Source organism: Aliirhizobium wenxiniae, assembly GCF_019511445.1.
Classification (GTDB): domain Bacteria; phylum Pseudomonadota; class Alphaproteobacteria; order Rhizobiales; family Rhizobiaceae; genus Neorhizobium; species Neorhizobium wenxiniae_A.
The window spans coordinates 83219-105261 of sequence record NZ_JAEUAN010000021.1 but is presented as its reverse complement, the minus strand read 5'-3'; the positions used below and the strand labels follow the sequence as shown (position 1 = coordinate 105261).

Annotated in this window: 19 protein-coding genes; 12 read left to right on the top strand and 7 right to left on the bottom strand. The window is 60.2% G+C overall.

The features are described from left to right. Window positions 1–4: 4 nt before the first annotated feature. Complete coding sequence (locus JNB91_RS23105; protein WP_346269383.1) at window positions 5–910, bottom strand: lysylphosphatidylglycerol synthase domain-containing protein; 906 nt, start codon at window positions 908–910, stop codon at window positions 5–7. A gap of 150 nt (window positions 911–1060) precedes the next feature. Here JNB91_RS23105 and JNB91_RS23100 point away from each other — a divergent pair, with 150 nt between their 5' ends. Beyond that, window positions 1061–2080: a glycosyltransferase family 2 protein gene (locus JNB91_RS23100; RefSeq protein WP_220327835.1), complete on the top strand. Its 1020-nt coding sequence runs from the start codon at window positions 1061–1063 to the stop codon at window positions 2078–2080. 71 nt (window positions 2081–2151) lie between these two features. Beyond that, a complete protein-coding gene (locus JNB91_RS23095; protein ID WP_220327834.1) occupies window positions 2152–3693 on the top strand; it encodes a glycosyltransferase family 39 protein in 1542 nt (513 codons plus the stop codon). A gap of 3 nt (window positions 3694–3696) precedes the next feature. Here JNB91_RS23095 and JNB91_RS23090 read toward each other — a convergent pair whose 3' ends face one another. Continuing rightward, window positions 3697–5079 (bottom strand): aspartate aminotransferase family protein, encoded by a 1383-nt coding sequence (locus JNB91_RS23090; RefSeq protein ID WP_220327833.1) that lies wholly within the window; start codon window positions 5077–5079, stop codon window positions 3697–3699. A 79-nt stretch (window positions 5080–5158) separates the two neighbouring features. Here JNB91_RS23090 and JNB91_RS23085 point away from each other — a divergent pair, with 79 nt between their 5' ends. The 3 genes from JNB91_RS23085 to JNB91_RS23075 all read left to right on the top strand — a co-directional run bounded on the left by JNB91_RS23085 (window position 5159) and on the right by JNB91_RS23075 (window position 9666). After that, a complete protein-coding gene (locus JNB91_RS23085) occupies window positions 5159–6490 on the top strand; it encodes a glutamine synthetase family protein (protein ID WP_220327832.1) in 1332 nt (443 codons plus the stop codon). A 109-nt stretch (window positions 6491–6599) separates the two neighbouring features. Further along, a complete protein-coding gene (locus JNB91_RS23080) occupies window positions 6600–7160 on the top strand; it encodes a YdcF family protein (RefSeq protein ID WP_220327831.1) in 561 nt (186 codons plus the stop codon). 154 nt (window positions 7161–7314) lie between these two features. Beyond that, a complete protein-coding gene (locus JNB91_RS23075; protein ID WP_220327830.1) occupies window positions 7315–9666 on the top strand; it encodes a mechanosensitive ion channel family protein in 2352 nt (783 codons plus the stop codon). Window positions 9667–9672: 6 nt separating this feature from the next. Here JNB91_RS23075 and JNB91_RS23070 read toward each other — a convergent pair whose 3' ends face one another. Then, window positions 9673–10611, bottom strand: a complete 939-nt coding sequence (locus tag JNB91_RS23070; RefSeq protein ID WP_220327829.1) for a diacylglycerol/lipid kinase family protein — start codon at window positions 10609–10611, stop codon at window positions 9673–9675. A 267-nt stretch (window positions 10612–10878) separates the two neighbouring features. Between JNB91_RS23070 and JNB91_RS23065 the strand changes: the two genes are divergently transcribed. The 3 genes from JNB91_RS23065 (at window position 10879) to JNB91_RS23055 (ending at window position 13720) form a co-directional block, all read left to right on the top strand. After that, window positions 10879–12102, top strand: a complete 1224-nt coding sequence (locus JNB91_RS23065; protein ID WP_220327828.1) for an MFS transporter — start codon at window positions 10879–10881, stop codon at window positions 12100–12102. A gap of 95 nt (window positions 12103–12197) precedes the next feature. Further along, window positions 12198–13214 carry a zinc-binding alcohol dehydrogenase family protein gene (locus JNB91_RS23060; RefSeq protein ID WP_220327827.1) on the top strand — a complete coding sequence of 339 codons (1017 nt, stop codon included), beginning with the start codon at window positions 12198–12200 and terminating at the stop codon, window positions 13212–13214. An 80-nt stretch (window positions 13215–13294) separates the two neighbouring features. Next, window positions 13295–13720 carry a DoxX family protein gene (locus JNB91_RS23055; RefSeq protein ID WP_220327826.1) on the top strand — a complete coding sequence of 142 codons (426 nt, stop codon included), beginning with the start codon at window positions 13295–13297 and terminating at the stop codon, window positions 13718–13720. 61 nt (window positions 13721–13781) lie between these two features. Here the strand turns inward: JNB91_RS23055 and JNB91_RS23050 are convergent, their stop codons facing one another. The 3 genes from JNB91_RS23050 to JNB91_RS23040 all read right to left on the bottom strand — a co-directional run bounded on the left by JNB91_RS23050 (window position 13782) and on the right by JNB91_RS23040 (window position 17155). After that, window positions 13782–14393 carry a L,D-transpeptidase gene (locus JNB91_RS23050; protein ID WP_220327825.1) on the bottom strand — a complete coding sequence of 204 codons (612 nt, stop codon included), beginning with the start codon at window positions 14391–14393 and terminating at the stop codon, window positions 13782–13784. A gap of 112 nt (window positions 14394–14505) precedes the next feature. Next, the gene (locus tag JNB91_RS23045) at window positions 14506–15246 is read right to left on the bottom strand and encodes a pentapeptide repeat-containing protein (RefSeq protein WP_220327824.1); all 741 of its coding nucleotides are present in this window, start codon (window positions 15244–15246) and stop codon (window positions 14506–14508) included. A gap of 244 nt (window positions 15247–15490) precedes the next feature. Then, the gene (locus JNB91_RS23040; RefSeq protein WP_220327823.1) at window positions 15491–17155 is read right to left on the bottom strand and encodes an electron transfer flavoprotein-ubiquinone oxidoreductase; all 1665 of its coding nucleotides are present in this window, start codon (window positions 17153–17155) and stop codon (window positions 15491–15493) included. A 398-nt stretch (window positions 17156–17553) separates the two neighbouring features. Between JNB91_RS23040 and JNB91_RS23035 the strand changes: the two genes are divergently transcribed. Together JNB91_RS23035 and JNB91_RS23030 are read left to right on the top strand one after the other, a co-directional pair. Continuing rightward, the gene (locus JNB91_RS23035; RefSeq protein WP_220327822.1) at window positions 17554–18342 is read left to right on the top strand and encodes an SDR family oxidoreductase; all 789 of its coding nucleotides are present in this window, start codon (window positions 17554–17556) and stop codon (window positions 18340–18342) included. 139 nt (window positions 18343–18481) lie between these two features. Then, window positions 18482–18685 (top strand): hypothetical protein, encoded by a 204-nt coding sequence (locus JNB91_RS23030; RefSeq protein WP_220327821.1) that lies wholly within the window; start codon window positions 18482–18484, stop codon window positions 18683–18685. Here the strand turns inward: JNB91_RS23030 and blaOXA are convergent, their stop codons facing one another. Then, entirely contained in the window at window positions 18686–19501 is an 816-nt protein-coding gene (blaOXA, locus tag JNB91_RS23025) for a class D beta-lactamase (protein ID WP_346269386.1), read from the bottom strand. Between the two features lie 241 nt (window positions 19502–19742). On the opposite strand from blaOXA, the gene JNB91_RS23020 reads away from it, so the two are divergent. Beyond that, window positions 19743–20477, top strand: coding sequence for a hypothetical protein (locus JNB91_RS23020; RefSeq protein ID WP_220327819.1), 735 nt, complete (start codon window positions 19743–19745; stop codon window positions 20475–20477). Window positions 20478–20677: 200 nt separating this feature from the next. Further along, on the top strand, window positions 20678–21970 hold the full coding sequence (locus tag JNB91_RS23015) for an Hsp70 family protein (protein ID WP_220327818.1): 1293 nt from the start codon (window positions 20678–20680) through the stop codon (window positions 21968–21970). Window positions 21971–22043: the final 73 nt, after the last annotated feature.

The following is a 22043-nucleotide window of genomic DNA, read 5'->3' as shown; positions in this document are numbered from 1 at the left end:
CCTATCACCCTCTCCCCCTCGCCGCAAACAGCGACAGCGCCGTGCCGATCAGCGAGGAGACGATGACGAGGAGGTGGGTGTTGACGGCGGCTTGCCCCAATTCTTCCAGAGCCGGGCCCGTCGCTTCGGCACCAAAAGCGATCGCGCCGGCGCTGATGCCCGCGGGATAGGTGCCGACACCGGCGGGGGCGTGGACCGGCAGCACGGAAGAGAGTTCGCCGCCGAGCGCGCCGCCAAACCCTTGTGCGATCGAGAAGCCGCCGAGCAGGCCGAGCACCCAGGCCAGAACCGCGATTTTGGTGAACCAGTTGATCAGCGTCGCGCCCCAGGCGCGGGCAAAGGCGTTGGCATCGACGGGCAGACCGGCCTCCACCTCGGCAAGCAGCTTGTCAGCTTTTGCGGGCAGGATTTTTCTTGCCAGCCGCAAACCGAAACCACGCAAGGCAAAACCGAAAGCGGGCAGGATGAGGAAGACAAACCAGAGCGCCCAGGCCCAAAACGCCGGATGCTGCAGGACCAGACCGATGCCGGCCGCGGCCAGCAGGGCATGCAGGTCGAAAAGCCGCATGACGAAAAGTGCTGCGGTGCTTCTTGCCAGCGACAGGTCGAACTCGCGTTTCATCAGGAGCGGAAAGGTCGCCTCGCCGGAGCGGAACGGCAGCATGATGTTCAAAAGATTATGCACCTGGGTGAGGCGCAGAAGCGTGCCGAAACGGCCTCCGGTCTCTGCCGGAAAATAGTCGTAGATGCGCCAGGTGCGCAGGACATAGGTGCCGAGCAGGGCGACAAGGGCGACGAGCGCCGAACCGAGGCCTGCACTTTCCCATAAAGCCAATACGCTCTCCCAGCCCCAGACCCACTGAATGAAAAGGGCGTAAAAGATGACGATCGCCAGTGTTAACAGCGTCATTGCGTTCCGAATTATCCACGCTCTCTGGCTGGCACCGGAATAATTCTTCATATATCAGGTGGCCCCAATGCGATAAATTCGGGTCTATACGACGATGCCGCGCCATATGACGCCGCCCGTTCAGGCTCGCACTTCTAGGAGAAACATACGGTGCGTACAACAACAGAGTCGGTGACCCGCCTCATCGAGACGCCCAATCCGATCGAACTGTCGCTGGTCGTGCCGCTTTTCAATGAAGAGGAAAGCGTCGGTCCGTTGATCGATCGCATCGTCGCCGCGATGGTGGAGTATAGCGCCAGCTGGGAACTGATCCTCGTCGATGACGGCAGCACGGATGCAACGATCACCAATGCGCGGACGGCACTCAATCGTCCCGGCCTCGACCTCAAGATTGTCGCGTTGCAGCGCAATTTCGGCCAGACGGCCGCGATGCAGGCCGGCATCAACCAGGCCGAAGGACGGCTGATCGCAACGCTCGACGGCGATCTGCAGAACGATCCGAAAGACATTCCCCATATGGTCGCGGAGCTTGAGCGCCGCGAACTCGACCTGCTCGTCGGCTGGCGCAAGAACCGTCAGGACGGGCTGCTGTTGCGCAAGGTTCCGTCCTTCATCGCCAACCGGCTGATCGGCCGCATTACCGGCGTGCGCCTGCATGACTACGGCTGTTCGTTGAAGATCTATCGCTCGGCCGTGATCAAACAGGTCAAGCTGATGGGCGAGATGCACCGCTTCATCCCGGCCTGGGTCGCAGGCGTCGTGCCGAGCTCGCGGATCGGCGAAATGCCGGTGACGCATCATGCCCGCCAGCACGGTGTTTCCAAATATGGCATTTCCCGCACATTCCGGGTCATCCTCGATCTTCTGTCGGTGATGTTCTTCATGCGATTCAAAGCGCGGCCGGGGCATTTTTTCGGCTCGCTGGGCCTGGGCCTTGGGGCGATCTCGGCACTGATCCTGTTCTATCTGTTCATCGACAAGTTCATCATGGGCAATGACATCGGCACACGACCGCTGTTCCTGATCGGCGTCATGCTGTTCCTGTCGTCGGTGCAGATGATCACCACGGGTATTCTGGCGGAGATGATTGCCCGCACCTATTACCGCGAGGATACAGCCCTCAGCTACATCGTCCGCGAAGTCTATCAGGCTGATACGACCGAAGGGTAATGCCTCGACAGAGGCAGCAGATCCGCGGAACCGGCTCACGGTTCGCGGACGCATTTTTGCTGGAGATAATTGTGCCGAAGCTTTCCTCGCCAACACAGGCGCATGCCGCACCAGCCTTTTCCGACCAGCTCGGCAGTGGGCAAACCCTGGCTCTGGTGCTTGCCGCCTATTTCGTCATTCAGGTCATTGTGCGATTCGTACTTCCGCACGGGTTGGAACTCGACGAGTCCGAGCAGGTCTATGTGTCCCAATGGCTTCTGCCCGGTTACGGCGCGCAGCCGCCTTTTTATAACTGGCTGCAGCATGGCGCGATCCAGATCTTCGGCATCTCGATCATCACGCTTTCGGGACTGAAGGCGCTGATGCTTTTCCTGTCCTATATCTTCTACTATCTCGCCGCACGGCAGGTGCTGGAAGACAAGCGGTTGGCAGTCGTTGCCGCGCTCGGGCTTCTGACCATTCCGCAGGTTTCCTTTGAGGCGCAGCGCGACCTGTCGCACACTGTGGCTGCCATTTTCGGCGCGTCGCTGTTTCTTTTTACCCTGCTCCGAGTGATTTCCAGGCCGTCGCTCCAAGCTTTCCTTCTGTTCGGCATTGCCACCGGCATCGGCGGCATCACGAAATACAATTTTGCCGTCCTGCCGATTGCAGCCGGGCTTGCCGTGTTGATGGATCGCGAGATGCGTCAGACCATGCTTTCGTGGAAGCTTCTGCCCGCTGCAATTCTTGCCCTGGCGATCGTGACGCCGCATGCATTGTGGCTTGTCGATAATTTCGGCGATGCAAGCCAGAGCACGCTGAAAAAGCTCGGCGGTGACGATGCGGGGCTGATCGGCGGGATCGCCAGCGGCGTGGGTTCACTGACCATCGGCTTCTTCAGCTTCACAGCTCTTACCCTGATCATCTTTGCGGCTGTCTATCGCGAGCACTTCAAGGCGATCGTTCGCGCCAAGAGCCGCTGGACGCGTTTGGTCGGCCGCATCCTCGTGCTTTCTCTCGCGCTGATCGTGCTGATGATCCTGTTTGCCGGCTTCGAGAATGTGCGTGACCGCTGGCTGACGCCGCTTCTGCTTGCCTCTCCGCTCTATCTCGCACTCAAGGTGGATGCTGCCAAAATCCCGGTCGAAGTCGGTTTCAAGCGGCTCTGGGGTGTGGCAATCGTCATTATGGTGCTGATCCCGACCGCGCTTGCGGTTCGCGCCAATATGGGCCGCATCAACGGCAATTACGGTTACGTCAACATTCCCTTCGCGGCACTTTCCAAGACCGTTGCGGAAAAGGCCGCGGGCGCCAATACGGTGGTCGTGGCGTCTGACCGGCAGCTTGCAGGCAATCTGCATTTCAGCCTGCCCGAACAGCCGGTCGCCGTAGAACCGCCGCCACCGGGACTGACGAACCGGCCGCTCACAGCGTTCGACCGGGTCGTCTTCGTCTGGCGCACCAAGGATGGCAGCATGCCGGTTGCTTTCGACAAACAGTTCTCCGGCTATCTGCTCGAACAGGGCATCACCACCACGCCGCAGGACATGGCAATCGTCGGCTACCCCTATCAATGGGGCCGTCCGACGGACCAGTATCGCTTCGGTTATGCGGTGATGGATATGCCCCGCTAAGGCTTATTCCTTCACCGTCTCGGCTAAGTGATCGAGTGCTTTGCCGAGCTTCTCGATCACTTCGTCGATTTCCGTGCGTGTTATCGTGAGTGCGGGAGACGCCAGCATGCGGTCTGCGGTGGCGCGCATGATGAGACCGTTTTCGACGCAGTGATTGCGCACCAGCGTGCCGATATCGTCGGGCTTTGCGTAACGACGGCGGGTGGATTTGTCGGGGCTCAGTTGCAGACCACCGATCAGGCCAACGCTTTCGGCCTGGCCGACGACGGCATGATCCTCGAGGCTTTTCCAGGCCGCGGCGAAATAAGGGCCGATATCGTCTCTCACCCGCTCGACCAGCCCTTCCTCCTCGATGATGCGCAGGTTTTCCAGCGCTGCGGCAGCGGCCACCGGATGGCCGGAATAGGTGTAGCCGTGGGCGAAATCACCGAATTCGTTGACCATAACCTCGGCGACGCGATCCGAGACCAGAACGCCGCCGATCGGCAGGTAACCGGAGGACAGGCCTTTCGCGATCGGCGCGAGATCCGGCTCTACGCCAAAATGCTGGTAACCGAACCATGAGCCGAGACGACCGAAACCGCAGATGACTTCGTCGGAGATCAGCAGGATGTTGCGGGCCTTGGCAATGCGGGTGATTTCAGGCCAGTAGGTGTCCGGCGGGATGATGACGCCGCCTGCCCCCTGGATCGGTTCTGCAACGAAAGCGGCAACGCGGTCTTCACCCAGTTCATCGATCTTGGCGTCGAGTTCGCGCGCCATCTTCAGGCCGAATTCGGCAGGCGTCAGATCACCGCCTTCGGCATACCAATAGGGCTGGCCGATATGGTGGACGCCCTCAATCGGCAGATTGCCCTGTTCATGCATATGCTTCATGCCGCCGAGCGAGGCGCCGGCGACGGTCGAGCCGTGATAGGCGTTCTTGCGGGCGATGACCTGCGTCTTTTCCGGCTTGCCCAGCGCCTTCCAGTAGACACGGGCGATGCGGAACCAGGTGTCGGTCGCTTCCGAGCCGGAGTTGGTGAAGAAGACGTGGTTCATCTTGCCGCCGGTCTTCGAGGCGATCTTCTGGGCAAGAAGTGTTGCCGGCGGCGTCGTGGTGCCGAAAAAGGTGTTGTAATAGGGCAGTTCCTGCATCTGCCTGTAGGCGGCTTCGGCGATCGACTTGCGGCCGTAACCAACATTGACGCACCACAGCCCGGCAAAGGCATCCAGATATTTCTTCCCCGTGGAATCATAGATGTGGACGCCCTCGGCGCGTTCGATGATGCGCGTGCCTTTGGCGTTCAGTTCCTTCATGTCGGAAAAGGGATGGAGATGGTGAGCGGCGTCGATTGCTTGAAGATTGGAAACGGGCAGGTTGGAAATGGCCGGCTTGTCGTTCATCGCGTCGCTCTCCTGAAGATTGTGCGGTCAATTCTTATCGGCTACGAACGAGGTTCCGCAACCTTAGAGATGATGCTTCATGACCGATCGCATTGAGCCCCATACCGAAATCCTGCTCGTCGGCATGAACGGGGATCTGCGCGGCAAACGCATTCCAAAATCAAAGGAAAAGAAGGTGTGGGACGGGCTCGTCCGGCTGCCCTCCTCCACCCAGTCGCTCGACATATGGGGCGACGACAATGACGATATTACCGGCCTGTCGCTGACGATCGGCGACCCTGACGGGCAGTGCATTCCGGACCCGCGCTCGGCAGCGCCGATGCCCTGGGGGCCTGCTGGTTCGACACAGGTTCTGGCGACGATGCACGAGATGGATGGCTCTCCGAGCTTCATGGATCCGCGCGCCATTCTCGCCAGTCTCCTCAAGCGCTTCGAAGAGCGCGGGCTGACGCCTGTTGTTGCGACCGAACTGGAATTTTACGTGATGCAGGACGACTGGCGCGAGACCGGCCGCCCTCACCCGCCTGAAAAGCTGATGTATCGCGACCAGCCGAATGGCTTTCAGCTCTACGACATGGGTGCCGTCGATGCGCTGGACGAATATTTGCAGACGGTGCGCCATTGGGCCAAGCTGCAGGACATTCCGGCCGACGCGACCACGGCCGAATTCGGCCCCGGCCAGTTCGAGATCAATCTTTTGCACCGGGCCGATGCGCTGGCTGCCGCCGATGACTGCATCTATCTCAAGCGCATCGCCGAACAGGCGGCGCGTAGGTTCGGGATGAAATCGACCTGCATGGCCAAGCCCTATGGCGATCAGGCAGGCTCCGGCCTGCATGTGCATGCCAGCATCATCGACCGCGACGGCAACAATATTCTGGATGCCAAGGGCGGCGATCCGGTAAAGCTGAAATCGGTGACGGCGGGCATGCTGAAAACCATGCGCGATGCGCAGCTGATCTTTGCGCCCTTCGCCAATTCCTATCGCCGTTTCCAGCCGGGATCGTTTGCGCCGGTCGATATCGACTGGGGCTTTGGGCATCGCGGCACGGCGGTGCGCATTCCCGACGCCAATGGGCCGGCGGCACGCGTGGAGCACCGGGTCGCAGGTGCCGATGCCAACCCCTATCTGCTGCTCACCGCCATCTTGGGCGGCATGCTGATGGGTTTGGACGAGGTGCTCGATCCCGGTCCGGCAACAGAGCCGGGCAAGGAGCCGCCCGAGGGCACGAAGCGGCTGACGCATGATTTTCTCACTGCCGTCGACGATTTCTCCGCTTCGCCCTTCATTTGCGATGTGTTCGGGGAGCGTTACCGGAAACTCTATGGCGATACGAAGCGCAAGGAGGCGATTACCTATCTGCGCACGGTCAGCGACTTCGATTACCAGACCTATCTGCCGAGGATCTGAGCACGTTTCATTCTTATGCCACATCGCTGGTTTCCAAGGTTGCTGCGAAAGTCGGGCCGAATGGCCGGTAGCGCGGATTTTGATCCAGACGCCTTTTGATGAGATGATAATGAAACGATTGATTGCCCTTATATTCGCGCCCTTTCTGCTTCTGGCCGCCTCAGCTTCTGCCATCGTGATCGACGGGTTGAATGATCGGGTGGAGAAGGCGGATGTCGGCGTCGTGCTCGGTTCGATGGTCATGCCGGACGGGACGCCATCACCTCGGCTTCAGGCCCGGCTCGATCGAGCCGTCGAGCTTCACGGACAAGGGATCATTGATTTCATCCTCGTCAGCGGCGGCACCGGCAAGGAAGGGTTCAGCGAAGGCAAGGTGATGCGGGACTATCTCGTGGCACAGAACATTGCTGAAGACCGGATCATCACCGATGAATTCGGCAACACGACCCGTGATACGGCAATCAACGCTGCCGGCCTGATGAAGGAACGCAGTCTGAGCTCGGCTATCGCAATATCTCAGTATTTCCATCTCACCCGCAGTCGCATGGCGTTCCGGGATGCCGGTATCGCGCAAGTCGGCACGGCACATGCGCGCTATTTCGAAGGCCGGGACCTTTATTCGATCGCGCGCGAGATACCGGCGCTCGCCAAATACTGGCTCGCCGGTTGATCGCGGCCGGCGGCCATTTCGGTCTCAAGCATCTGACCACGGCCGAACTGTAACAACCCCATTCGCGCCACCGCATCTTGCTGATATAAATCGCAGGTACGGATTGTCGCACCGGTCTGTACGGAAGGCGACAGCGTCGTTGAGGACGTTGGCCATGGACAAGATATTCGCATTCCTCCGCACCACATTCACCGCCATCATCGTGACGATCGCCCTTGGCGGTTCTGCCATGGCGGATGACACGCCGCTCACGATCATTGTCCATCCCGGCCAGAGCGAGGCCGATGTCGAGCAGGTCCTCGATTTCGCGGCGCGAAGCGGTAGGCCCGTGGCGATCGAGGTCGGACAGGCGACGACGATTTCATCCGGGACGGTGGCGGCCGTGCCGGCAGCGGTAACGGGTAATGCCGGCCCCGCGCCTGCTACACCAACACCGGTCACATCCACACCAATAGTATCCACGCCTGCCGTATCCCAGGCACGCGCATCTCAGCCCCCTGCGGCACCTGCAGCAACCGCTCCCTCGCCTGCTCCGATGACACCGACGCCTGAAATGATGGCGACGGACATGGGCATGGCGAAGTGGAGCCAGTTTTCCGCAGCCTTCATGCGCGGTGCGACGACTGCGCTTTCCGGCGTCGGCAGCCTGCCCACGGCGATGGTGATGGCAGACGAGAAGCTGACCGAGGAAGGCAGCAGCCATGGCCGGGTGCTGCTTCTTGCTCTCTCGACGATTGCAGCCGCGGCCGCCGCGACATTCATTCTGCGGCGCCTGATGGCGGCGGCGTTCAGACGGGAGGTGCCGCAGGCCGCGCGGATGACCGGGATCATCGGGCAGAGCCTGAGGCGGATGATCGGGGATCTCGCCTCGGTGGCATTTTTCCTCGTGGCCACGCGTTTTGTGTTCGATCTGCTCGGACCGCAGGGAGAAGCCACGACCCGCATGGTGAGGAGCATCGTGACGGCCACCATCGTGGCATCGCTCTACGTCTCGCTTGCTCGGCTGCTGTTCAAGAAAAACCACGGCGGGCGCAGCCTCGTGCCGATCAACCGGCCGGAATGGCATTTCCGCATCCTGGTGACCTATGGTCTGATCAGCGCGGCGATTGCCGAAATGGCGCGGCTTGCGGGCGCAATCGGAATAGACAGCCTGATCATCGACGGCTGGTTCCTGACCGGCAACACGCTGCTGACGCTGCTCAAGCTCTTCTGGTTCATCGGTGGGCGCAACGATATCCGCGATGCCTTCATCAGCGACAACCCCGGTATCGTGCGCAGGCTGACCGGGAACCTGTTGCCGGAATTCTATGTGGTGACGGCGCTGGCGCTGTGGCTGATCTGTGTTCTGTTTGCCGGGACGCCGAACAGCGCTCGCTGGATCTTTGCCGCAGGCATGACGCAGATGGCACTGCTCGCGCTGCCGATCCTGGCACTCGGCGCACATGCGCTGGTCGACGATTTTACACGGCACCACGAGCGGGTGCGCGGTGCCGGTCTCGGTTCCTCGCTTCTCGCAAGCCTCAGGGTGCTCTGCGCAGGTGCCGTGTGGATCGGCGGCTTGCATCTGATCACCGCCATATGGTCACCCTTCATGGGCGGACAGGCGGCGGATGCGACGGGCTGGATCCTCTGGCTCGAAAGACTGAGCTTTGCAGTCGTCGCAAGCTGGGCGGTGGCGACCTTCATCTGGCGCTATTCGGAAGCGCTTGCCCCTTCGCCTGCCATCATGCTGCCGGGACATGAGGACCAGAACGAGAAACGCCAGACCAGCCGGCTATCGACGGCAATGCCCGTCGTGCGCAACCTGGCGCTCGGGGCGGTGCTTGCCGTCGGCGCGCTAGTGATATTGAGCGCTCTCGGGGTCAATGTCGCGCCGCTTCTAGCTGGCTTCGGCGTGCTGGGACTGGCGCTCTCCTTCGGCTCACAGGCGCTGGTGAAGGATATCGTGTCGGGCATCTTCTTCATCGCCGAAGACGCATTCCGCATCGGCGAATATATCAGCACCGGCAGCCAGCAGGGCACGGTGGAGCAGATCGCCATCCGCTCGGTGAGGCTGCGCCACCATAACGGCCCGGTTCATACGGTCCCCTTCGGCCAGATCAGCTCTGTCAGCAACTACAGCCGCGACTGGGGCACGATCAAATTCCAGCTGAAATTCGAACGCGACAGCGATCCCGAACTGATCCGCAAGACGGCCAAGAAGGTCGGTATCGCCATGCTGGACGATCCGGAATTCGGCGCGGATTTCCTCGTGCCCCTGAAGATGCAGGGCATTCAGGACATTACCGAAACCTCGATCGTGGTGCGCTTCAAGTTCACCTCGCTGCCGGGAAATCCGAGCATCATCAAGCGCGAGGCGATCAAGCGGCTGATTTCCGCCTGCAAGGCTGCGGGGCTGGAATTCGCCTCCAATGCCGTGACGGTGAAATCACGCGGGGACGGAATGCATGACGATGCGGCTGCGGCATCCTTCATTCAGCCGCTTGCGCCTGTCGCATCGGCCTGAAACTGATCAGATTCCGCTGCCATGCTGTTCGGCAATTTCCTTCTGCGGGATCTGGTCGACGAGGACCTTCAGCTCGCCGGCATGGATCTTGAGCAGGATGTCGCGGTCCATCGGCAGGAGCTCACCGTCGATCACGCAGCGGACATCCTTGCGGTGGCGAGGGAAATGCAGTTCCAGCTCGGTAACTGTCATCGCCGTCACCGCCTCGTTGTCCTTCAACCTTCCTCTCAGGATATCAAAGGTCAGCTTTGCCACGCCCGCGGGCGTCAACGGGTCTGCGATGTAGAAGCCCAGATGGCCGCGGGTGACGTCATCCGCATACATCAGCGCATCGCTGCCGAACTCGTTGTTGGATACCGAGATGGCGGACACGCGGCGCACGCCGGTCTTGCCCTCGGCATTGAACTCGACCTCGAATTCCGGCGGATTGAGCATGACACCGATCGCGGCGCGGGTGCTGGCGCGGATTTTTCCCAGACGAGAGGCATAGCTCATCGAATTGCGGTAGCGCACCATGCGGGCATGCAGGCCGGCGGAAAACTGGTGGACGAAGCTGCGACCATTGGCGCTGGCGATATCGACATCGCGGACATGGGAGTGGGACAGCACGTCGATCGCCTCCCAGATATCCAGCGGGATTTTTAGCGAGCGGGCAAACAGGTTCATCGTGCCTGCCGGGACGATGCCGAGCGCGATGCCGCTCTTCCAGGCGATCGAAGATGCGGCGGAAATCGTGCCGTCACCTCCGCCGGCGATCAGGCCATCGACACCGTTCATGGCGGCGGCCTTTTCCATCGTCTCGACAACCTTGTCGCCGGACACCACATGACACTCGATTTCATGCCCCGCCCCTTCGAACGCTCTCAGCGCATGGGCGCAATAAGCGTCCATGTCGGTGGTTCGAAATGTGCCGCCATCGCGGTTGAAGACTGCATAGAGGTTCATGAATTATCCGGTTTGAATTTGAGGCGGCGAGACAACGGGTGGATCAGGAAATGGTTGCGGGACGTTGTCTTATCAAGAGCCTGACCTCCGCAGATCAGCGCTACTAATGCATGTCGCATGTGAAAGTTTGACAAAATCTAATGTTCTTCTACCGCGGTGCACAATGACATGCTAAGTTCACGTCGGAGGCAAGCTGTTTGGCGGCCTTCGGGACGTTCAGACAGGCGCCATCCTGTCCGCCCACCATTCAACACAGATCCGAAAACCATGACCGACAGCGTACATTCCATGGATGCCGCACGCCTCGCATCCGAGCCCCACACCCTATCGCCACTTGCCGTCCTCTTGATCACCTTTGCGCTTGCCGTCGGCGGCTTCGGCATCGGTACGGGTGAATTCGTCATCATGGGCCTGCTGCCGGATGTGGCGGCAACCTACGATGTCAGCATTCCGATGGCCGGTTACGTGATCAGCGCCTATGCGCTGGGTGTCGTCGTCGGAGCGCCGATCATCGCCGTGCTGTCGGCGCGTGTGCCGCGCCGAACGCTGCTCTTGTGGCTGATGGGCGTGTTTGCGGTCGGCAACATCCTGTCGGCCATGGCGCCGGATTTCTGGACCTTTACCTTCCTGCGCTTCCTGACCGGCCTGCCGCATGGCGCCTATTTCGGTGTCGCCTCGCTGGTGGCCGCCTCGATGGTGCCGCCGCACCGGCGCACCCGCGCCGTCGGTCGCGTCATGCTGGGGCTGACCATCGCGACCCTGCTCGGCACGCCGCTTGCCACGTTCATGGGGCAGATCCTCACCTGGCGCGCCGCCTTCTATCTCGTCGGCGGCATCGGTGCGCTGACGGTGGCGCTGGTCTGGTATTTCAAGCCGAAGGACAAGGTGAAGGAGGGTGCGAGCATCCTGCGCGAACTCGGCGCCTTCACCAAGCCGCAGGTCTGGCTGACGCTCGGCATTGCCGCCGTCGGCTTCGGCGGCATGTTCTCGGTGTTCAGCTATATCGCCTCGACCACGACGGAAACGGCGCAGATGCCGGTCGCCATGGTGTCCGTGGTGCTGGCGCTGTTCGGCATCGGCATGAATGTCGGCAATATCGTCGGATCGCGGCTTGCCGATGCCTCGCTCACCGGCACGATCGGCGGCACGATGATCTTCAACGTCGTGGTGATGACGACCTTCGGCCTGACGGCGCACTATCCTTTCATGCTGTGTCTCTGCGTCTTCCTGATCGGCTGCGGTTTTGCCGCGGGTCCGGCGCTGCAGACGCGGCTGATGGATGTTGCAGCCGACGCGCAGACGCTGGCTGCCGCGTCCAACCACTCCGCCTTCAACATCGCCAATGCTCTCGGAGCAGCACTCGGCGGTCTCGTGATTGCCTGGGGCTGGGGGTTTGCCGCCACCGGTTATGTCGGCGCGGTGCTGTCGCTCTTCGGCCTCGGCGTCTTCCTCTTGTCCGTGCGCCTGGAGCGCAAGACTGGTCACGCCTGATTTACGGCGGGCCGTACGATGTGCGGCCCATCGCTCCTTGCGTCGCGCGCGCCACCGCGCCATCTATTCTTCCAAGCAAAAAAGGGAGTTGATCGATGCGCGCCGTGGGTTTCAACCAGAACCAGCCGATTTCATCCGAGACAGCACTGGTCGATATCGACCTGCCGATGCCCGAGGCCAAGGGGCGCGACCTGCTGGTCGAGATCAGGGCGATCTCGGTCAATCCCGTCGACACGAAAACCCGAAAGAATGCCGTTCTTGAGCCCGGCCAGTACAAGGTTCTGGGCTATGACGCAGCCGGCGTGATCAAGGCCGTCGGCCCGGATGTCAAACTCTTCAAGCCGGGTGACGAGGTTTATTATGCCGGCGCGATCAACCGGCAGGGCACGAATGCCGAGTTTCATCTGGTCGACGAACGGATCGTCGGGCCTAAACCGAAGACGCTGAGCTTCGAACAGGCTGCCGCACTGCCGCTGACCGCAATCACCGCCTATGAGACGCTATTCCACCGGATGCGGGTGCAGGACAAGGTGGCGAGCGCCTGGAACGCCGTCCTGCTGATCGGTGGCGCCGGCGGTGTCGGCTCGATCGCCATCCAGCTCTTGCGTGAACTCTCTGACGTCACGGTTATCGCTACCGGCTCACGGCCTGAGACACAGGACTGGATCAGAGAGCTCGGCGCACATCATGTGCTCGACCACTCGAAGCCGCTCGCCAGGCAGATCGCGGACTTGGCGATCGGCTCCCCTGCCTTCGTCTTTTCAATCACAGAGACATCACAGCATATCGGCGACATTCTCGAACTGATCGCGCCGCAGGGCCGGCTCGGGCTGATCGACGATCCGAAAGAGCCGGTCGATGTGCGCCAGTTCAAGCGCAAGGCGCTGTCAATCCACTGGGAAACCATGTTCGCCCGCCCAGTCTTCCAGACCGCGGACATGATCGAGCAGCACAAGCTTTTGACGCATGTGGCGGAACTGGTCGATGCCGGGAAGATCAAGACGACGCTGTCCGAGGTTCTCGGCCCGATCAATGCGGTCAACCTGAAGGCGGCACATGCCTTGATCGAAAGCGGCAAGACCCGCGGCAAGCTGGTTCTCTCGGGCTTCTAAGAACTGCGCCTACTACGCGCTATACTTACCAAAGCGCAAATTTCACGCTATGATTGTCCCTCCAGCCTATGGGGGACATCATGGCTACTTCACAGACATCATCCTACGGAACTCCAAACCCGATCAGCGCGCTGACCGGCTCCACCTGGTTCGGTTATCTCGCACGCACCGTCCTGACCTTCATGTTCTGGGCGAGCGGGCTATCCAAGCTGATCGACTTCAATGCCGGTGTTGCCGAGATGGCGCATTTCGGGCTGGAGCCGGCGGTCGCCTTCAATATCGCGACGATCATCACGCAGCTCGGCGGCTCGATCCTGATCATTCTCAATCGCTGGACGTGGCTCGGTGCCGGGGCGCTTGCGGTCTTTACCGCACTGACGATCCCGCTCGTGCATCACTTCTGGACGATGGAAGAGCCGTTCAAGACGATCGAATTTTATGTGGTGATGGAGCATATCTCGATCATCGGCGCGCTGATGGTGGTCGCCTGGAAAGCCCGGACCTGAAACGCAAAAAGCCCGCCGCAATCAGCGCGACGGGCTTTTTCGATGACTGGATGTTCAGACCTCAGGCCTGAATGACGACGACCTTGGCGCCGACCTGAACGCGGTTGTAGAGGTCGATCACGTCATGGTTCATCATGCGGATGCAGCCGCTCGACATGGCATGGCCGATCGATTCCGGCTGGTTGGTACCGTGCAGGCGGAACAGCGTGTCGTTGCCGTTGCGATAGAGATACATGGCGCGGGCACCGAGCGGATTGTTCGGGCCACCCGGCAGGCCTCCGGCGAGCTTGCGGTAGCGCTCTTCGCGGCGCTGCATGTTGGCGGTCGGGGTCCAGGACGGCCATTCTGCCTTGCGGCCAACATAGGCATTGCCGGAAAGCGCCATGCCGGCGCGGCCAACGCCGACGCCGTAACGGATCGCCTGACCGCCACCGAGGACGTAATAGGCACGCTTGGCCGGGGTATCGACCACGACGGTACCGGGGGCATAATTGCCGCCAAAGGCAACCTGCTGGCGGCGCAGTTCCGGCTTGATCTTGTCGATCGGTACGCGGTGAAGAGGAAACTCTTCTTCCGGCAGGGCAGCGTAGTTCTGCTGCTCGTTATAGGTCGAAGCGCAACCGGCCAGCAGAAGTGGCAAGCCAGCCAGAAGGCCGCGGCGTGAAATCGGCATGATCGTGTCCTTGATGCGTCGAAAAGATGACGCAAGCTAAGGACGTTATGGTTAATGCTTCGCTAATGACGTGTGTTACCTGAGCCTAAACCGGTAACAATTGTGTTCTCGGTCACTCTTCCTCGCAGGGCCATGAGGGCGGCATCTTCAGCCCTTCCGGCAGCGTTGTCCGATCGTCTCCGCAAGCCAGTGCAATCTGGTCCTGCTCAAGGCCGGTGGCCTTCGACAGGTCGACACCTTCGATCCGTGTCAGGAACAGGAACGCATTGGTGAAATCGACAGGCCCGCTGATACTCACATTATGGAAGGTCGAGCGAGAAAGGTTGACCAAGGCGAAGCGGGTGTTCGCCAGCTTTGCCTTGTAGAAAACCGCACGACCGAGTTCCGCCTTGGTGAAATCGACATTGGTCAGATCGGCGTCGGAAAAATTCGACCTTTGCATTTCCGCCGACACAAAGCTCGCGCCGGAAGCGGTGATACCGGACAGATTACTGCGATAGCCTTCCGCCCTTTCGAAATTGGCGCCTGTCGCATCGGATTGGGCGAGTGACGCCCGAACAAGCATGGTCTTGCTGAAATTCGTCTTCTTGAGATTGGTACGGCTGAGATCGGTCATGCTGAAATCGACGCCCGAGAGATTGGCCCCCTCGAAATTGCTGTTGTCGAGCATCAGCAGGCGTTTCTTGCAGTTGCTCCAATCCACACCCGGGGTCGGATAGGCACGGCAATCGACGGCAGCCGCTTCGCCGGCACTGACAAGAGCCGCCATGATCACCAGCGCGGCGAGAACTGCACCAGCCCTGAAAGCCCCGATCACCGAGGCGACCCCGAAGACGATATCTCTGTTGCTCATCACATGCCGACCTGTTGGCGCAAAGGAAATGAATTACCTGTCTGGAACCATACCTATTCTTCTTTCGAACAACACGAAAGACATAGGCAATCAGCCAGATGTGATCAGATATAAGAATGAAAAGAGCCTTACCAAGGCCTTAGAATAACCGGACAAGATCTTCCCGAGGAAATAGAAAAACGGCAGCTCGAGGCTGCCGTTCTTTTATCGTATTGAGCCGGGCATTCGTGTCGGCGGCCGACAGTTACATATTCGGATAGACCGGCCCCTCGCCGCCCTGCGGCGGTACCCAGTTGATGTTCTGGTTCGGGTCCTTGATATCGCAGGTTTTGCAGTGAACGCAGTTCTGCGCGTTGATGACGTAGGTCTCTTCGCCATTCTGCTCGCGCCATTCATAGACGCCCGCCGGACAGTAACGCGCCGAGGGACCGGCAAACACGTCGTGTTCCGATGTCTTCTGCAGATCCATATCCTTCACCTTGAGATGGACCGGCTGGTCCTCCTCGTGATTGGTGTTGGACAGGAAGACGGAGGACAGGCGGTCGAAGGTCAACACGCCATCCGGCTTCGGATAATCGATCTTTTTGTGCTTTGCCGCCGGTTCGAGCGACTGGGCATCGGTCTTGCCGTGTTTCAGCGTGCCGAACAGCGAAAAGCCGAACAGCTGGTTGGTCCACATATCGAGACCGCCAAGCGGAATGCCGATGATGGTGCCGAATTTCGACCAGAGCGGCTTGACGTTGCGGACCAGTTTCAGGTCCTTGCCGATCGGGCCGGTGCGCCATTCGTTTTCGATCTCGACAGGTTCGTCATTGGCGCGGCCATCGGCAATCGCGGCGGCAATCTTGTCGGCGGCAAGAATGCCGGAGAGAACTGCGTTATGCGAACCCTTGATGCGCGGCACGTTAACGAAGCCTGCAGAGCAACCGATCAGCGCGCCGCCGGGGAAGGAAAGCTTCGGCACCGACTGGTAGCCACCCTCGGTGATGGCCCGTGCGCCATAGGAGATGCGCTTGGCACCCTCGAAAGTCGGGGCAATGGCCGGATGGGTCTTGAACCGCTGGAACTCCTCGAAGGGGAAGAGATAGGGGTTCTTGTAGTTCAGATGCAGGACGAAGCCGACGGCGACGAGATTGTCTTCCAGATGATAAAGGAAGGAACCGCCACCGGTCTTCATGTCGAGCGGCCAGCCGAAGGAATGCTGCACGAGACCCTGTTTGTGGTTCTCGGGCTTGATTTCCCACAATTCCTTGATGCCGATGCCGAATTTCTGGACATCGCGATCCTTTTGCAGATCGAACTTTGCGATCAGCTGCTTGGCCAGCGAACCGCGCACGCCCTCCCCGATCAGCGTGTATTTGCCGAGCAGCGCCATGCCGCGGGTATAGTTAGGGCCGGGCTCGCCGTTCTTCTCGATGCCCATGTCGCCGGTGGCGACACCGATCACATTGCCCGCATCGTCATACAGCACTTCCGACGCGGCAAAGCCGGGATAGATCTCGACCCCGAGTTCTTCCGCCTTCCCCGCAAGCCATCGACAGACATTGCCGAGCGATACGATATACTTGCCGTGATTGCTCATCAGCGGCGGCATGGTGAAGTTGGGCAGGCGGATGGAGCCGGCAGGTCCTAAGAACAGGAACTGGTCGTCGGTCACCTTGGTCTTGAACGGATGCCCCTCTTCTTGCCTCCAACCGGGTAGAAGCGCATCGATACCGACTGGGTCGACGACCGCGCCGGAGAGAATGTGAGCGCCGACTTCGGCCCCTTTTTCCAGTACCACGACCGTCAGATCCGGATTGATCTGCTTCAGCCGGATTGCGGCGGACAGGCCGGCCGGGCCAGCACCGACGATAACAACGTCGAATTCCATCATCTCCCGTTCGGGACGTTCCATGTCTTCGCTCATTCCAAATGCCTCCGCCTCGGCGGGATCCCCTTTTGTCAAACTATTCCTTGGCAAATGCCAGGATGGTTGTCGAGCCGGGATGCGACACCGACTAACCAGACACGAAGACCCACTCCACTAATCTGCAGGACAAATAACGTTTACGTCAACGTCAAAATGCCGCACGGCCTCCATGTCTTTGTTGTCATACAACCTGACAAGTCGCAAGCTTTCTTCGATGCGAGATATCCGTAAGGTCAAACACGGTTCAAGCAAAGGCTTGTTCCGTGATTGCGTCCTAACGCCGCCCCGCCTGCCGTGGCATGGAGTTGAGCCAATCAAAGGCCGGATCGGGCTTCCAATGTGAGCAGTGGCCACTATAACCGCATCGATAGATAACATCGTCACAGGAGAACGGAATGGATCTGGGAATTTCGGGCAAAAGGGCGCTTGTCCTCGCCTCCTCGCGCGGCTTGGGCCTCGGCATCGCCACGGCGCTGGCCAATGAAGGCGCCAATGTTCTTCTGGTCGGACGTTCGGGCGACAAGCTTGCCGAAAACTGCAAGACGATCAACGCCGCCGGCAAAGGCAAGGCCGACTGGGTATGGGGCGACCTTGCCGACGAGAATTTCGTCGAGGCCATGGTTGAAGCGGTCAGCCAAAAGCTCGGCGGCATCGACATTCTCGTCAACAATACCGGAGGCCCGACACCCGGCGGCACGCAGGACATGAGCGCCGATAAGCTCGATACCTTCTTCCAGTCGATGGTGCTCAGAGTGATTTCGCTCACCAACGCGCTCCTGCCGCAGATGAAGGAACAGGGCTGGGGCAGAATCCTGACCGTCGCCTCTTCCGGCGTTTTCGAGCCGATCCCCAATCTTGCCCTGTCCAACACGCTGCGCGGTGCACTGGTCGGCTGGAACAAGACGCTTGCAACCGAAGTCGCGGGCTCCGGCGTCACCGCCAACATGCTGCTTCCCGGCCGCATCCTGACCGACCGCATCGAGGAACTGGATGGCGCCAATGCCAAGCGGCTCGGCAAGAGCATGGAAGAAATCCGCGAGGCGTCGGTGAAGACGATACCGGCAGGCCGTCTCGGCACCGTCGAGGAATTCGGCGCTGCCGGCGCCTTCCTCTGCTCGGAGCCGGCAAGCTACATTACCGGGACCATGCTGCGCGTCGATGGCGGCGCGGCAAAGTCTCTCTGAACGACCAAGGCCCGGCGACAGACCGGGCCTTTTTCTTGACGGGATTGCGATACCATTTTCCACCACGATCGGCAGCGGCATTGATGACTGCTGCTCCCGCCATATCTTCCTGTGATAGGAATGACGGCAGGGAGTGGCCATGCGATTGATCAGGCTTATCGCCGGGATTTTCGGTTTCCTCGTCGGCGTCATCGGGCTTGTCTGGATCGGCCAGGGGACCGGTGTTTTCCCCTACCCGCGCTCCAGTTTCATGATCAACCAAACGCCCTGGATCTTGTGGGGCGTGCTGGCGACGCTTCTCGGCGTTCTGATCGTCTGGGCATCGCGCCGCTTCCGGATCTGATCAGTTCGGCCGACGGGATGTCAGCTTCGGCAGATCCTTTATCAGTCCATCGCGGACGGTGAAGCTGATCGGCTGGTCGGTATGCCGCTTATTGTCCACCAGCATGCGGGCAAACACGACCTTCCGGCCGCCCTTTTCAGCCCAGCCGACGAACCAGCCAAGCGGGCGGCTGCGATCCGGCTTGCCTTTGGCATCCCGAAGCCAGCCGGCACCGGTCTTGCCGTGAACGGTCCAGCCACCACCCGCCTCGAAGACTGGCACGATAGCCTGCGTCATCGTCACGGCCGTTGCGGAAATCGGCAGCTCGCCTGTCATGAAGCGCCTGAGGAAGCTCACCTGCTGGTCGGGCGAGATCTTCAGCGATGAACTCAGCCAGGATTCCGTCAGCCCGTCGGTGCCGCCCGGTCCACCAGCAACATCTCGGTTGCCGTAATCGAACCGGCGGACGTAATCCGCAAAGGCTTCGCGGCCGAGGCGACGGGTGAGCTCCTGCGAATACCAGACGATCGAGTCCCTCTCCCATATGGTCGGGTCGGTCGCCTTCTGCTCACGTTCGGAACGCTTGAACTTCGCCTGATACTCCCAGCGGGGATTGTGTTCATCCACAAGAATACCCTTGTCGTATCCCATCATCGCCAGCGGCAGCTTAAAGGTCGATTGCGGGTAGAATGCCTGGTCACATCCACCCTGCCGGTGGATCGCCATGCCGGTATCGACATCAACAACAACGGTGCAGCGCACGGGATCGGCGGCATTGACGGGAGCGGCTGTGGAGACGACGGCAGCAGCAAAAAGAGCGAGGAAAGCGGGTTTTATAGAGATCACGGCAGGCCAACTCCATGTATTCGATTCGAGCCATGGAGATAGACATGTGCGAGCAGGCCAAAACATGGCGGCGGTGTCTCTCGACCACATGTTTCACCAATATACAAAATCCATTACTCAATCATATTTTCAGATGCTTAAATATTGATTTTATTTGTCATTCGCGCATTGACCCCGCCTCAATCCGCGACTGCTACAGGCCGCCCGACATTCGTCAACAGCGGAGAAAACATTGCTTCTCGAAGGTATTTTCGGTGGCGGCAGCCAGGCTGACGCACCGAGCCAATCATCGCCATCGTCCGGTTCTGGCGAGACGAACCATGGCGACAACACAGCGACCACGCCTGCCAACGGTGGCCAGGCCGATAGTGTCGAAAACTATTCGCCGGAAGAAACCGACGACGGCACCTATAGCCCGACGCCGCCGGCTCAGGCCGATACGGAAGAGCCGGTAGACAATACAGCCGAAACGGACATTGGCGCGGCACCGGAAGACAGTACGTCGCAGCCCGCCGACGAAACGAATGCTGCCGAACCAGTTCCGACAGCGGAAACGGACGCATCGGGCGACGACATGGTTGCCGAGCAGCCTGCATCGTCAGAGCCTGCTTTACCTGTCGAGGAAGCTAACGAGATCGGTGCTGAACCGGTTGAGGAAGAGCCAACCGCCCCCGCGGACACCTCTGCATCAGCAGAGAAGAATGGTGCGACGACTGGCGTGCGCGATTTCCTTACGCCGCTGCTGGCCGATCTTCAGGCGATCCGCGAGCGTGCGTCCGCGAAGGCGACGGATGAGATCTCGGCCAGCCAGCGGCGCGCTGCGGCCAATGTTCACGACCAGATGATCCGGCAGATGCTCGACCAGATATCGACCGGCGCCGCCACCAGCGCAAAGTCGGAAATGTTCGACAGCATGGATGCTCAGCAGAGCCAATCCCTGCCTGCACGCTGGTACGCCGAGGCCTGATTCATATGGTCTGATCAAGAAAGGAAAAGGGGCGCCATCCGAGCGCCCCTTTTCCATTTGCGGGCTCATATCCCTTGCCTTCGCGCGCCGCCTGTGGCATCAGGCGCGCTCTTTAAAAAGGGCGAGGCAACGGCTTCGCCCTTATCGCGTCCGGGAGCGTCCCGGCTCAATCAATTTTGCAGACTATAAGGAGCACGGCCATGGCACGGGCGCTCGGGCTTGATTTCGGCACGACCAATACCGTTCTGGCGCTGGCAGACAGCGGCAGCACAACACATTCGATGCAGTTTTCGAGCAGCGCCGGCGAGACGGATTCGATGCGCACCGCGCTCTCCTTCATGAAGGATGCGCAGCTTGGCGCACAGGCGTTGAAGGTCGAGGCCGGACAGGCCGCAATCCGTCAGTTCATCGACAACCCCGGCGACGCCCGTTTCCTGCAGTCGATCAAGACCTTCGCCGCCAGCCCGCTTTTTCAAGGAACGCTGGTCTTTGCCCGCCGTCACACGTTCGAAGACCTGATGGAGGTTTTCCTCAAGCGTCTGAAGACCTATGCGGATGGCCATTGGCCGGCAGAGGTTTCCCGTCTCGTTGCCGGACGGCCGGTGCATTTCGCCGGCGCCAGCCCGGACCCGGCGCTTGCCACCGACCGCTACAACGAAGCACTGACGCGGCTCGGCTTTCCCGAGATCCATTATGTCTACGAACCGGTTGCAGCCGCCTATTACTTTGCCCAGACACTGAAGAGCGACGCCAATGTTCTGGTCGCCGATTTCGGCGGCGGCACCACCGACTATTCACTGATCCGCTTCGAGCGCCATGCCGGCAAGCTGACGGCAAAGCCGATCGGTCATTCCGGCGTCGGCATCGCAGGCGATCATTTCGACGCCAAGATGATCGAACATCTGGTGGCCCCTGAGATCGGCAAGGGCACGTTCTTCAAAAGCTTCGACAAGCTCCTGGAAGTGCCGTCCAGCTATTACGCGAACTTCTCGCGCTGGAACCAGCTGTCGATCTTCAAGACCACCCGCGAGTTCAACGACCTGAAGTCTCTGGTGCGCTCGGCCGTCGATCCGGACAAGCTGGAACTGTTCATCGAGCTTGTCGAGCACGACGAGGGTTACCCGCTTTATCAGGCGATTTCGGCGACCAAGATGGCGCTTTCGGGCGCAGAGGAAGCCGAGTTCAACTTCTCGCCACTCGGCAAGGCTGGAAGAAAGATGGTCAAGCGCGCCGATTTCGAAACCTGGATCGCCGACGATCTTGCCAAGATCGAAGGCGCTCTGGACGACGTGCTGACCAAAACGAACACGGCCCCTGCAGAGGTGGACAAGGTGTTCCTCACCGGCGGCACCTCCTTCGTGCCGGCAGTGCGGCAGATCTTCACCCGGCGTTTCGACGCTTCGAAGATCGAGAGCGGCGGCGAATTGCTGTCCATCGCCCATGGCCTGGCGCTGATCGGCGAGAGTGATAATGTTGGTGAATGGGCGGCGTAAGGCTTCCGCGGAGTGGCAAGCATAAGCCCCTCTCCAACAAAATCTAAGACTTAGCCTTTGGCTAAGATCTTGA

What these genes read in the sequence shown, in the direction of transcription:
- JNB91_RS23060 (WP_220327827.1), top strand. Translation starts at nt 12,198, where the DNA reads ATGCGCGCCGTGGGTTTCAACCAGAACCAGCCGATTTCATCCGAGACA.
- JNB91_RS23015 (WP_220327818.1), top strand. Translation starts at nt 20,678, where the DNA reads ATGGCACGGGCGCTCGGGCTTGATTTCGGCACGACCAATACCGTTCTG.
- JNB91_RS23090 (WP_220327833.1), bottom strand. Translation starts at nt 5,079, where the DNA reads ATGAACGACAAGCCGGCCATTTCCAACCTGCCCGTTTCCAATCTTCAA.
- JNB91_RS23040 (WP_220327823.1), bottom strand. Translation starts at nt 17,155, where the DNA reads ATGAGCGAAGACATGGAACGTCCCGAACGGGAGATGATGGAATTCGAC.
- JNB91_RS23080 (WP_220327831.1), top strand. Translation starts at nt 6,600, where the DNA reads ATGAAACGATTGATTGCCCTTATATTCGCGCCCTTTCTGCTTCTGGCC.
- JNB91_RS23070 (WP_220327829.1), bottom strand. Translation starts at nt 10,611, where the DNA reads ATGAACCTCTATGCAGTCTTCAACCGCGATGGCGGCACATTTCGAACC.
- JNB91_RS23055 (WP_220327826.1), top strand. Translation starts at nt 13,295, where the DNA reads ATGGCTACTTCACAGACATCATCCTACGGAACTCCAAACCCGATCAGC.
- JNB91_RS23085 (WP_220327832.1), top strand. Translation starts at nt 5,159, where the DNA reads ATGACCGATCGCATTGAGCCCCATACCGAAATCCTGCTCGTCGGCATG.
- JNB91_RS23030 (WP_220327821.1), top strand. Translation starts at nt 18,482, where the DNA reads ATGCGATTGATCAGGCTTATCGCCGGGATTTTCGGTTTCCTCGTCGGC.
- JNB91_RS23035 (WP_220327822.1), top strand. Translation starts at nt 17,554, where the DNA reads ATGGATCTGGGAATTTCGGGCAAAAGGGCGCTTGTCCTCGCCTCCTCG.
- JNB91_RS23105 (WP_346269383.1), bottom strand. Translation starts at nt 910, where the DNA reads ATGACGCTGTTAACACTGGCGATCGTCATCTTTTACGCCCTTTTCATT.
- JNB91_RS23050 (WP_220327825.1), bottom strand. Translation starts at nt 14,393, where the DNA reads ATGCCGATTTCACGCCGCGGCCTTCTGGCTGGCTTGCCACTTCTGCTG.
- JNB91_RS23065 (WP_220327828.1), top strand. Translation starts at nt 10,879, where the DNA reads ATGACCGACAGCGTACATTCCATGGATGCCGCACGCCTCGCATCCGAG.
- JNB91_RS23045 (WP_220327824.1), bottom strand. Translation starts at nt 15,246, where the DNA reads ATGAGCAACAGAGATATCGTCTTCGGGGTCGCCTCGGTGATCGGGGCT.
- JNB91_RS23075 (WP_220327830.1), top strand. Translation starts at nt 7,315, where the DNA reads ATGGACAAGATATTCGCATTCCTCCGCACCACATTCACCGCCATCATC.